This is a genomic window from Microbacterium sp. Root322, from assembly GCF_001425645.1.
Lineage (GTDB): Bacteria > Actinomycetota > Actinomycetes > Actinomycetales > Microbacteriaceae > Microbacterium > Microbacterium maritypicum.
On sequence record NZ_LMCS01000001.1, the window covers coordinates 367,397 to 378,928 of the forward strand.

The following is an 11,532-nucleotide window of genomic DNA, read 5'->3' on the forward strand; positions in this document are numbered from 1 at the left end:
TCTCGGTGGATACGCCCCGGTCCCGATCCGCCCTGGGACGGGCTCAGACGAGGTCGGCGACGGTGCGAGCGACGATCGTCTCCACCGCCCCTCGGCAGCGTTCGCGATCCGCGTCGACGAGACCGACGCGTGTGCGGCGGTCGAGCACGTCGTCGACGGTCATCGCCCCCTCGACACGGACGGCGTACTCGACCTCGGCTGCGGTCAACCCCGTCGTCTCGTCCAGCAGCTCCGGTGAGGAGGGGATCACGCGATCGACGAGTCGCAACGATGCCGTCCGACTCGATGTCGCCTGCAGGCCCCGTGTCCGAGCTGCGAGATCGACCGCATCCTCGGCCATCCGCCGATACGTCGTCAGCTTTCCCCCGAGAACAGTGACGAACCCGGCCTCTGACATCGCCACCAGGTGCCTGCGCGAGACGTCGGCGCTCGAGTCCGTACCGCTGTCGACCAGCGGCCGCAAGCCCGCGAAGGCCCCTCGCACCTGATCGCGACCGATCGGTGCGGCGATCACCCGGTTGAGGCTCCGCAGGAGGAAGTCGATCTCCGGCTCCGTCGGCTGCGCCACGCGTGGCACGGCACCGGGAGAGTCCTCGTCGGTGAGCCCCACGATCACGCGACCGTATGCCTGCGGCAGCGCGAACACATAGCGGCTGATCGAGCCCTCGTGGGGGATCGTGAGGGCCGTCGAAGGAGTACCGAGGTCGGCGGCATCGAGCACGATATGGGTGCCTCGGCTCGGTCGCACCCCGATCGCCTGGTCGAGCGTGCCCGCCCACACCCCGGTCGCGTTGATGACGGCACGTGCGCTGATGTCGAATCGCTCACCCGTCGTCGTCTCCTCGACGGTGGCACCGTCCGCACGCAGCGCCACCGCACGGACCCGGGTGAGTATGCGGGCGCCCAGGCCCGCTGCGGTCCGCGCCACTGTCGCCACGAGTCGTGCGTCGTCGACGAGCTGGCCGTCGTAGGACAGCACGCCCCCGCGCAGACCGTGCGGATCGAGAGCGGGCGCCAGCCGAGCAGCGGTGCGCGCCGACACGAGCACCGGGGCCGGCAGCACGCTGCGAGGCGTGTGCGCGCGCATCCGCAGCAGATCACCCAGCGCCATCCCGACCGCGCCTGCCGTACGCTGGCGGAGTGTGACGCCGTGTGAGAACGGCAGCAGCTGCCCGAGCGGGCGGATCAGATGCGGGGCGATCGTCGTCATGAGGAGATGACGCTCGTGTGCGCTCTCTCTCGCGGTCGCGATGTCGCCCGTTGCGAGGTAGCGCAGGCCGCCGTGCACCAGCTTCGAGCTGAACCGGCTGGTTCCGAAAGCGAGGTCATCCGCTTCGATCAGCGTCACGCGGAGGCCGCGAGATGCGGCATCGAGCGCGACTCCCGCACCGGTGATACCGCCTCCCACGACGAGAACGTCGGCGCGCTCATCGGCCGCGAGTGCGAGATCGATCCTCCGTCGCGCGACGTTGAGCGCGGATGATGCCCCGTTCACGGTCTCAGCAGCCCGTCGAGTGCGGCGCGCAGTTCGCGTTCCCACCCGGCTTCGGAGATGAGGTCGGCCACCGTGCCGTGCGAGAGGACAGCGGACTGCGCGATGAGAAGCAGCATGACCGCGATCTCCTGCGGCTCGCCGGGCCTGACCGATCCGTCACCCTGTGCGGAACTGATGGCCCTGGCGAGCCAGCGCAGGATCATGCGTTGGCTCGAGCCCACGCGCTGCAGGGTGTACCGCGTGAAGGCCTCGGGTTCGTCGGCGAGCAGCCGCCCGTAGAGAGGGTCGCTCCGAAACAGCGTCGTGAAGCGCAGCACGTCGTCCACGAGAGCGGTCCTCGTGCGCGCGTCCGCCGAGAAGGTGCTCAGGATGCCGTCCACGCGGCGCAGCAGCGCGGCGCGGACGACGTCATCGGCATCGCTCCAGTTGCGGTAGATCGTCGGACGGCTGAGGTCGGCGCGGCGGGCGAGCTCGGCGATGGTGACCCCGTGCACGCCACGGCGCTCGATCAGCGCGTCGGCGGCATCGAGGATCCTCGTCTGCGTCGCGTCCCACAGAGGTTGACGTTCTTCCATGATGTGTCACACTGTAACGCATGAACCCAGACAATGGCAGGGTCGATGCGGACCCGTCGATGAGGTGGAACGGCTGGGGTGACCCGGCCAAGGCGAAGGACCTGCCCCTGCCGGTGCGCGCGCTGCTCCCGATGCTGCTGGGGCGTGTGCGCAGGCCCGAGCCGGCAGCCACGCTTGCCGAGGTGCAGCTGGCGCCTTCACGGTTGTCCGACGAAGACCATGCGGCCCTCTCCGCCGCTGTCGGCCCCGCCCACGTCGACGGCACCGCTGAGGCGCGTATCCGCCATGCCGGAGGGCGTTCGACGCCCGACCTCCTGCGTCGTCGCGAGACCCGGCAGGACGCGCCGGACGCCGTCGTGAGTCCCGCCGACCACGACGAGGTGCGCGCGTGTCTCGACGTCGCCGTCGCGCGTGGAATCGCAGTCATCCCCTTCGGCGGCGGCACGAGCGTCGTCGGTGCACTCGACCCGCAGCGGGGCGCGCATCACGCGGTGGTGAGCCTCGACCTGCGACGTCTCAGCGGTGTGGTCCGGCTGGATGAGATCAGCGGCGAGGCCGTGCTCGCCGCCGGCACCACGGGGCCCGAGGCGGAGGCACTGCTGTCCGCGCACGGATTCGAACTCGGCCACTACCCGCAGAGCTTCCGCTACGCGACGATCGGCGGCTTCGCCGCAGCGCGGTCGTCGGGACAGAACTCGGCGGGCAACGGGCGCTTCGACTCGATGGTGACGGGAATCCGCGTGGCGACGCCGACCGGCGACATCGAGCTCGGACGGTCGCCCGGCTCGGCGGCGGGTCCCGACCTGATCAGGGTGTTCCTCGGGTCGGAGGGCATCTTCGGCGTCATCACCGAGGTGCGGGTGCGGGTGCATCCGATCCCCCGCGAGCGTGTCTTCGAGTCCTGGTCCTTCCCCGATTTCGCCAGCGGCGCCGAGGGGCTTCGACGCGTCGCACAGCAGGGCAACGGACCCACCGTCATCCGACTGTCCGACGAAGCGGAGACGGCGGTGAGCCTCGCGCAGGTCGGCAAGATCGGTAAGGCTCTTTCGAAGGGCGCGAGCGTGGTGACCGTGTACGAGGGCGATGGCATCGCCGAACGACGGGCTCGTACCAGCGCTCAGCTGGCTGCCGCCGGCGGCATCTCGGCAGGGGAGGGGGCGGCGGAGGACTGGCTGAAGGGCCGCTTCGACGGTCCTTACCTGAGGGATTCACTGCTCGACGCCGGAGTCTTCTGCGAGACACTGGAGACCGCGACCACGTGGTCGAACCTGCAGAGGCTGCGATCGGCCGTCGAAGCGGCTCTCAAGGACGGCTTCGCGGATGCCGGGGCGAAGTCGTACGTCATGTGCCACGTGTCCCACATCTACCCGACGGGGGCGTCGCTCTACTTCACCGTCCTCGCCGGTATCCGCTCCGATCCGCTCGGGGTGTGGGAGCCCGTGAAGTCGCGCGTCAATGATGCGATCATCGCGTCGGGCGGAACCATCAGCCACCACCACGCGGTCGGCAGGGATCATGCGCCCTGGCTCCGTGAGGAGATCGGCGAGACCGGCATCCGGATCCTCGCCGCCATCAAGCGTGAACTCGATCCTGCCGGCGTGCTCAACCCCGGCGCCGTGATCCCGATCGAGCGGTCGCGCTGACGTGGCCGAGCACATCGCGGTGCTCGCGAACCCGTCCTCCGGCAAGGGGCGGGGCGGAAGGGCAGCCGAAGCCGCTGTCCTGCACCTCAGGAGTCGCGGGGCCGAGGTGCGCGCTTATGCGGGCGGCTCCGCGGCCGACACGGCCCGGCTCGCGGTCGCAGCCCTGGCCGACGATCCACGAGCGCTCGTGGTCGTCGGCGGAGACGGCACGCTGTCGGGCATTCTCGACACGGTGTGTGCAGCCGCCGCCCCGGTCGTCCTGGTGCCGGCCGGAACGGGGAACGACCTCGCGCGTGCCCTCGGCCTGCCCCGAGGTGACGCCGCGGCCGCAGCGGAGCTGGCACTCACCGGTGTGCCGCGACCGGTCGATGTCGGTGAGGTCAGCACGGCGGCCGGGACGCGGAAGTTCCTCACGATCGCGGCGTTCGGGTTCGACGCGAAGGTCAGTGACCGCACCAACCGGCTCCGCTGGCCGCACGGGGCACCGCGCTACTATCTGGCGCTACTCATCGAACTCGTGCGTCTGCGTGCGATGGACTTCTCGCTCGCCATCGACGGCGAACCCGCGCGGAGGGCTCCGGGTACGCTGATCGCCGCCGGCAGCACATCGAGCTACGGCGGGGGGATGCCGATCTGCGCCGGGGCGGTTCCCGACGACGGACTGCTCGACATCGTTCATGTCGCACCTCTGGGCCGACTGCGGCTGCTGCGTCTCTTCCCGCTGCTGCTGCGAGGATCGCACCTGCGTCGACCGGAGGTCTCTCACCGCCGAGCGCGGACCGTGACGGTCTCGGCCCCTGGCCTGGTGGTGTACGCCGATGGCGAGCGTATCGGCGAGAATGTGTGCACCGTCGCGGTGCTCCCTGCGGCGCTGACGATGATGGTGCCGGAGGCGACGATGCGGTCGGAGGGTGTGCGATGACGAGGTTCGATGAAGACGTCGTGATCGTCGGCTCCGGGTTCGGCGGGTCCGTGGCCGCGCTGCGACTGGCGGAGAAGGGCTACCGGGTCCGCGTCTACGAGGCCGGCCGTCGCTTCGAGGATGACGACTTCGCGAAGACGAGCTGGAATCTTCGCCGCTACCTCTGGGCGCCGATGCTCGGGTGCTACGGCGTGCAGCGCATCCATCGGCTTCCGCACGTGATGATCCTGGCGGGCGCGGGGGTCGGCGGAGGCTCGCTCAACTACGCGAACACGCTCTATCAGCCGGGTCCCGCGTTCTTCCAGGATCCGCAGTGGCGAGGCATCGCCGAGTGGGAGTCGGAGCTGTCGCCGCATTACGCCACCGCGAAGCGGATGCTCGGCGTGGTGGAGCACTATCCGCACACGGGGCCTGTCGAACGGATCATGGCCGGTGCGGCCGACGACCTGGGCGTCGGGTCGACGTTTCGTCGCGCCCCCGTCGGCGTCTGGTTCGGGAAGCCGGGGGAGCGCACGACCGATCCCTTCTTCGGCGGTGAAGGACCGGACCGCACCGGCTGCACGCTCTGCGGCAACTGCATGGTGGGCTGCCGTGTGGGTGCGAAGAACACCCTCATGAAGAACTACCTCGCCCTCGCGGAACGTCGAGGTGTCTCGATCGAGGCGCTGCGCACGGTGAGCGAGGTGCGTGAACTCCCCGGCGGCGGATTCGCGGTGACCACGCAGCGCAGCGGTGCCTGGTTCCGGCACGGACGTCGCACGGTGACGGCAGAGCAGGTCGTGCTCGCCGGCGGCACCTGGGGCACTCAGCAGCTGCTGCACCGGATGAAGGCCTCTGGTGCGCTGCCACGGGTCTCCGATGCCCTGGGGCGGCTCACCCGAACCAACTCCGAGGCCCTCGACGGCGCGGTGGCGACCGCGGTTCCGGAGTCTCTGGAGCTGGCGCGGGGAATCGCGATCACCACCTCCTTCCACGTCGACGACCGCACTCATGTGGAGAACGTGCGCTACGGTCCCGGCTCGAACCTGATGGGTGCGCTCGCGACCGTCCTCGTGCCGGGCGACCGTGGTCTGGGCGCACGACTGGGCAGCCTCATCAGACAAGTGCTCCGATCGCCGGTGCGGCAGTTCCGTCTCGGGAACCTCCGCCGGTGGAGCGAACGGGGAATCATCGCGCTCGTGATGCAGACCGCCGACAACTCGCTCACCCTGTCCCTGCGACGCCGCTTCGGCCGCCTCGTGATGACCAGTGCACAGGGACACGGTGAACCGAACCCGAGTCATCTCCCGCAGGCGCACACGGCCGCTGCGGCGATCGCGAGGCGCGTCGAGCAGGAAGGCGGAGTGTCCGCGGAAGCCCGCGGCTCGTGGCCCGAGGTCTTCGGGATCCCGCTGACCGCGCACTTCCTCGGCGGTGCGGTGATCTCGGCGTCGCCTGAAGACGGAGTGATCGATCCCTATCACCGCGTCTGGGGACACCCGGGGCTGCACGTCGTCGACGGCTCGGCCGTGCCCGCGAACCCCGGCGTCAACCCGTCTCTCACGATCACCGCTCTGGCCGAACGGGCGCTGTCGTACTGGCCGAAGACCGACGAGACGGATCAGCGGCCCTCGCAGTAGACGACCGCGCAGGAGACGACGAAGGGGCCGCATCTTTCGATGCGACCCCTTCGGCGGTGATCAGCGGCTCTCGATGCCGCGGATCTGCGGAGTGTGGAACGAACCGCCGAACGCCCGCTCGGAAGCACCCTCGCGGTCGAGGTACGGCGAAGCGCCGCCGTCGATGAAGGGCCAGCCGGCGCCGAGGATCAGGCACAGGTCGATGTCCTCGACCTCGGGGACCACGCCCTCGTCGAGCATCAGCTTGATCTCCTGCGCGAGACCGTCCTGCACACGCTGGAGGATCGTCGCAGCCGTCGCCGGAGTCTTCCCGACAGCGGGCTTCAGGACCTTCTCGGCCTGCTTGCTCCAGCCGACGACGCGTCCGCCCTTGTCCTTCTCCACGACCGCGTCGAGCTCGGCGAGGGCATGGAAGTTCTCGTTCGCGTAGAACCGCTCGGGGGAGGCCTGCACCATCGTGTCCTGCACATGGGCTGCGACCTTCCAACCGACCAGGTCGATCAGCTGGAAGGGTCCCATCGGCAGGCCGAGCGGGCCGAAGGCCTTCTCTACGTCGGCGATCGGCGTGCCCTCGTAGACGGCACGTGCAGCCTCTCCCATGACCTTCGCGAGCAGCCGGTTCACGACGAAGCCCGGGGCGTCGGCGGTGAGAACCGCGTTCTTTCCGAGGTTCTTCGCGACGACGAAGGCCGTCGACAGCGCCGCATCGGCGGTGTCCGGCGTCTTCACGATCTCGATCAGCGGCATCACCGCGACCGGGTTGAAGAAGTGGAAACCGACCAGGCGCTCGGGGTGAGCGAGCTTCGCACCGATCTCTTCGACCGACAGCGACGAGGTGTTGGTCGCGAGGATCGCGTCCTCGGCGATGATCTTCTCGATCTCTCCGAACACCTGCTGCTTGACGCCGACCTCTTCGAACACGGCCTCGATCACGAAGTCGCAGTCCGCGTAGAGGCTCTTGTCGGTGGTGCCGGTCACGAGCGCGCGCAGCTTGTTCGCAGAGTCGGCGTCCAGACGCCCCTTGGCCTCGAGCTTGCCGATCTCCTCGTGGATGTAGGCGACGCCCTTGTCGACGCGTGCCTGGTCGAGGTCCGTGATGAGCACGGGCACCTGGAGCTTGCGCACGAACAGCAGCGCGAACTGGCTGGCCATGAGTCCGGCACCGATGATGCCCACCTTGGTGACCTTCTTCGCGAGCTCCTTGTCAGGAGCACCGACAGGCCGCTTCGCGCGCTTCTGCACGAGGTCGAAGGCATACATCGACGCGGCGAACTGGTCGCCGGTGACGAGGTCGGCGAGCGCCTCGTCCTCGCGGGCGAAGCCCTCGGCCTTGGTGCCGCTCTTCGCCTTGTCGAGCAGGTCGAGCGCCGCATACGGAGACTTCGGTACCGTTCCGATCTTCGATTCGAGCATGCCGCGCGCCATCTTGATCGCGATCGGCCACTTGGTGAGCCGCTCGATCTTCCCTGGTTCGTTCTTGCGCTCGACCTTCTTGCCGCCGAGTACGGCGTCCGCCCAGGAGAGCGAGTTCTCCAGATAGTTCGCGGCGGGGAAGATCGCGTCGAAGATGCCGAGATCGAACGCCTGCTGGGGCTTCAGCATCCGGTTCTGCTTGAGCGGGTTCGAGATGACGACCTCGAGGGCGTTCTCGATGCCGATCAGGTTCGGCAGCAGATAGGCGCCGCCCCAACCGGGGATGATGCCGAGGAAGACCTCGGGGAGTGCGACCGCTGCCGCAGACGCGTCGACCGTGCGGTAGCTGGAGTTCAGTGCGATCTCCAGGCCGCCGCCCAGGGCGAGGCCGTTCACGAAGGCGAACGACGGCACGCCGAGATCGCCCAGCTTGCCGAGCACCTTGTGGCCGAGCTGCGCGATGAGGCGTGCGTTGTCGCGCGAGCCGACCTTGCTGATGTCGGACAGGTCGGCACCCGCGGCGAGGATGTACTGCTTTCCCGTGATGCCGACGGCCTGGATCTCGCCGGCGGCGGCTCGCGCCTTGAGACCGTCGAGCGTCTCACCCAGCTGCGTGAGCGTCGCAGGGCCCAGCGTGTTCGGACGGGTGTGGTCACGACCGTTGTCGAGCGTGATCAGGGCCAGCACCTTGCCCGAGGGGAGACGGATGTCGCGCACCGGGGACTGGGTGATGACCTCGCCCTCGGTGAGCGCCTGGATGGGGGAGAAGTCGATCTCGTCGTAGTTCGTCACGGTGGCGCTCACTTCTTCTTCTTGCCGTCGTAGTGCGGGTTCTCCCAGATGACCGATCCGCCCTGGCCGAGGCCGACGCACATGGCGGTCAGGCCGTAACGGACGTCGGGGCGCTCGGCGAACTGTGCCGCGAGCTGGATCATGAGACGCACGCCGGATGCCGCGAGCGGGTGGCCCAACGCGATGGCGCCGCCCCACTGGTTCACTCGGGGATCGTCGTCGGCGATGCCGAAGTGGTCGAGCAGCGAGATCACCTGGATGGCGAACGCCTCGTTGAGCTCGAACAGGCCGATGTCGGCGATCGTGAGGCCGGCCTTCTTCAGGGCCTTCTCGGTCGACGGGATCGGTCCGATGCCCATGATCTCCGGCTGCACTCCGGCGAACGCGAACGAGACCATCCGCATCTTCGGCGCGAGTCCGAACTCCTTGACCGCACCGCCGCCGGCGAGCAGCGACATCGTCGCGCCGTCGGTGAGAGGCGAAGAGGTACCGGCGGTGACGCGGCCGTGCGGGCGGAACGGCGTCTTGAGGGCCGCGAGGTCCTCCATGGTGGTCTGCGGGCGACGGCCCTCGTCTTCGGTGGCGAGACCCCAGGCGCCGTCGGGCCCCTTGGTGGCCACGGGAACGAGGTCGGGCTGGATCTTGCCGGCGTCGTACGCGGCCTGCACCTTGTGCTGGCTCAGCATGCCGAAGCGGTCCGAGCGCTCCTTGGTCAGGTGCGGGAAGCGATCGAAGATGCGCTCCGCCGTGACGCCCATGTTGAGCGCGCCGGGGTCGACCATCTTCTCGGCCACGAAGCGGGGGTTCGGGTCGGCGTTCGCCCCGATGGGGTGATGGCCCATGTGCTCGACGCCGCCGGCGAGGGCGAAGTCGTACATGCCGACGCCGATCGAGGCGCCCATCGTCGTGACGCTCGTCATCGCGCCGGCGCACATGCGCTCGACGGCGAGGCCGGGGACCGTCTGGGGCAGCCCGGCCAGGATCGCCACGGAGCGGCCGAGCGTGAGGCCCTGATCTCCCGTCTGCGACGTCGCGGCGATCGCGACGTCATCGATGCGGTCGGTGGGGACCGCCGCGTTCCGCTCCAGCAGGCCGATGGTCGCCTTGACGGCCAGGTCATCTGCGCGGGTGTTCCAGTACATGCCTTTTTCGCCGGCGCGCCCGAAGGGGGTGCGTACTCCATCGACGAAGAAGACGTCCGAGATCTCGGCCACTCTGCCTCCAAGTTAGTGCGTGGCCTCAGTCTATGAAGCCCGCGAAACGGGGAGGAATCGGTTGGGTCGAACCTACGAAGCGGGTGCGGGGGTCGTGTCGGGCGTTTGCGCCGCCTCTACAAAGGCGGTGGCGATCTTCTGTGCGGTCTGTGCAATCTGCCAGGGTCGCGCGCCCAGGGCGGCCAGAGCAGCGCCGATCTCCTCCGCGGTCTCGCCGGGCAGATCCCAGGCCACGCGACGGAGGTACTCCGGAGTGAGGAGGTTCTCCGTCGGCATCCCCAGCTCCTCGGCCAAGGCCTCGACGACGGGGCGGGCGGCCTTCAGACGCGCATCCGCCTCGGGGTTCCGATCAGCCCAGGCGCGCGGCGGAGGAAGAGTGTCGCTCGGGACGCGTTCGCGAGGGAGCTCCTCCGACGCCCGGCCATCGACGATCGCCTGCCACCACCGATCGAGCTGCGTGCGACTCGCGCGCCCCTGGAACTCCTTGATGCCTGCCAGTGCCTGTTTCGACGTGGGATTCGCCATGACCGCCGCCACGAGGGAACGGTCGGGGACGAGACGTCCGGGGGAGACGTCCTGATCCTGCGCGAACGCCTCGCGAGCCTGCCAGAGGGAGCGGGCGACGGCGAGGTTACGGGCTCCGCGCACCTGGTGCAGGCCGCTGAGCCGGCGCCAGGGGTCCTCGCGCGGTGGTTTGGGGGCGCGAGAGAGCGTGGCGGCGAACTCCTGCGCGGCGAACTCCGTCTTCCCCTGCTCCTCGAGCTCGAGCACCAGCACGTCACGCACGTCGATCAGGTGCAGAACATCGAGGGCGGCGTACTCGAGCCAGGAGTCTGGCAGCGGCCGCGTCGACCAGTCGGCCGCGGAGTGCTCCTTCTTGAGCGTGATGCCCAGGGTGTCCTCGACGACGGCACCGAGTCCGACGCGTTCATGCCCCAGGAGGCGCGATGCCAGCTCGGTGTCGAAGATCACCGGCGGCTCGAGGTGCAGCTCCCGGAGTGAAGGCAGATCCTGGCTCGCGGCGTGCAGCACCCATTCCACGTCTCCGATCGCATCCTGCAGAGGTGCGAAGTCGCCGATGGCCGGCGGGTCGAACAGGAAGACTCCTGCGTCGCGGCGGAACACCTGCACCAGATAGGCGCGCTGCGAGTACCGGAAACCGGATGCCCGCTCCACGTCCACGGCCACGGGGCCGGTTCCTGCGGCGAGCACGGCGCAGGCTGCGCGGAACTCCTCGACATCCGAGATCACGGAGTATTCAGTCACGTACAGCCTTTCGCGCGCCGATCACGGCGATGCCCTCGGAGCCGGGCGGAAGCCCCGCCAGCATTCCGACCAGTTCGGCCCATGCTTCGACGTGCGGTCGGAACGGGCCCTCCGGAGTCCAGGACGCCCGCAATTCTATCTGGGCGCCGTCTCCTTCGATGGCGAGCCCACCGAATCCCTTCGAGAGCGTCTTGGTCGAGGTGCCCGACTCCGAGTGATAGATCGCGTCGCGGGAGTCGAGCGCGTCGACCAGCCACGACCAGGTCACGTCGGCGAGAAGCGGGTCGGTGCCGATCTCCGTCTCCAACGGCGCCTGGGCGAACAGCACGATACGCCACGAGCCTCCCCACGCGCCGGGCTCTTCCGGATCGTGCAGCAGGACGAACCGACCGGTGCCGTACACCGACTCGCCGTCACCCTCCGGGCGCACGTCGGCGGCGAGGGCGATGGCGAAGGGCGCGAGGCCCTGCGGGGTGGCGATCTCGCGCACCGCGATGTCATCACGGAACTCGGTCTCGCGCAGTTCGGCCACGGCGCTCTCGAAAGGCGTCCCGGCCTCGGGGTGTGCGGTCACGGCAACAGGCTAGAGTCAG

General features: G+C 69.1%; 9 protein-coding genes. 3 read left to right on the forward strand and 6 right to left on the reverse strand.

Translation table 11 applies throughout. The features are described 5' to 3' along the window. Positions 1–43: 43 nt before the first annotated feature. Positions 44–1,495: a glycerol-3-phosphate dehydrogenase/oxidase gene (locus ASC55_RS01760; protein ID WP_055872450.1), complete on the reverse strand. Its 1,452-nt coding sequence runs from the start codon at positions 1,493–1,495 to the stop codon at positions 44–46. Next, a complete protein-coding gene (locus ASC55_RS01765; protein ID WP_055872451.1) occupies positions 1,492–2,070 on the reverse strand; it encodes a TetR/AcrR family transcriptional regulator in 579 nt (192 codons plus the stop codon). Before ASC55_RS01765 ends, ASC55_RS01760 begins: the two co-directional genes overlap by 4 nt. Before the next feature lie 20 nt (positions 2,071–2,090). On the opposite strand from ASC55_RS01765, the gene ASC55_RS01770 reads away from it, so the two are divergent. Genes ASC55_RS01770 through ASC55_RS01780 form a run of 3 tightly spaced genes read left to right on the forward strand, consistent with a single transcriptional unit; the run spans position 2,091 to position 6,254 of the window. Further along, positions 2,091–3,713, forward strand: a complete 1,623-nt coding sequence (locus ASC55_RS01770; RefSeq protein WP_235563070.1) for an FAD-binding oxidoreductase — start codon at positions 2,091–2,093, stop codon at positions 3,711–3,713. Position 3,714: 1 nt separating this feature from the next. Beyond that, positions 3,715–4,635, forward strand: a complete 921-nt coding sequence (locus tag ASC55_RS01775; RefSeq protein WP_055872452.1) for a YegS/Rv2252/BmrU family lipid kinase — start codon at positions 3,715–3,717, stop codon at positions 4,633–4,635. Continuing rightward, positions 4,632–6,254 carry a GMC oxidoreductase gene (locus ASC55_RS01780; RefSeq protein WP_055872453.1) on the forward strand — a complete coding sequence of 541 codons (1,623 nt, stop codon included), beginning with the start codon at positions 4,632–4,634 and terminating at the stop codon, positions 6,252–6,254. Before ASC55_RS01775 ends, ASC55_RS01780 begins: the two co-directional genes overlap by 4 nt. A 60-nt stretch (positions 6,255–6,314) precedes the next feature. Here the strand turns inward: ASC55_RS01780 and ASC55_RS01785 are convergent, their stop codons facing one another. The 4 genes from ASC55_RS01785 to ASC55_RS01800 all read right to left on the reverse strand — a co-directional run bounded on the left by ASC55_RS01785 (position 6,315) and on the right by ASC55_RS01800 (position 11,513). Beyond that, complete coding sequence (locus ASC55_RS01785) at positions 6,315–8,459, reverse strand: 3-hydroxyacyl-CoA dehydrogenase NAD-binding domain-containing protein (protein WP_055873107.1); 2,145 nt, start codon at positions 8,457–8,459, stop codon at positions 6,315–6,317. Positions 8,460–8,467: 8 nt separating this feature from the next. After that, positions 8,468–9,673 carry a thiolase family protein gene (locus ASC55_RS01790; RefSeq protein ID WP_017830501.1) on the reverse strand — a complete coding sequence of 402 codons (1,206 nt, stop codon included), beginning with the start codon at positions 9,671–9,673 and terminating at the stop codon, positions 8,468–8,470. A 72-nt stretch (positions 9,674–9,745) separates the two neighbouring features. Next, complete coding sequence (locus ASC55_RS01795; RefSeq protein WP_055872454.1) at positions 9,746–10,939, reverse strand: ribonuclease D; 1,194 nt, start codon at positions 10,937–10,939, stop codon at positions 9,746–9,748. Further along, a complete protein-coding gene (locus ASC55_RS01800) occupies positions 10,932–11,513 on the reverse strand; it encodes a DUF3000 domain-containing protein (RefSeq protein ID WP_055872455.1) in 582 nt (193 codons plus the stop codon). The genes ASC55_RS01795 and ASC55_RS01800 overlap by 8 nt, the downstream gene beginning before the upstream one ends. Positions 11,514–11,532 lie beyond the last annotated feature (19 nt).

Coding starts and splice junctions, on each gene's coding strand:
- ASC55_RS01770 (WP_235563070.1), top strand. CDS start 2,091: ATGAACCCAGACAATGGCAGGGTCGATGCGGACCCGTCGATGAGGTGG.
- ASC55_RS01780 (WP_055872453.1), top strand. CDS start 4,632: ATGACGAGGTTCGATGAAGACGTCGTGATCGTCGGCTCCGGGTTCGGC.
- ASC55_RS01765 (WP_055872451.1), bottom strand. CDS start 2,070: ATGGAAGAACGTCAACCTCTGTGGGACGCGACGCAGACGAGGATCCTC.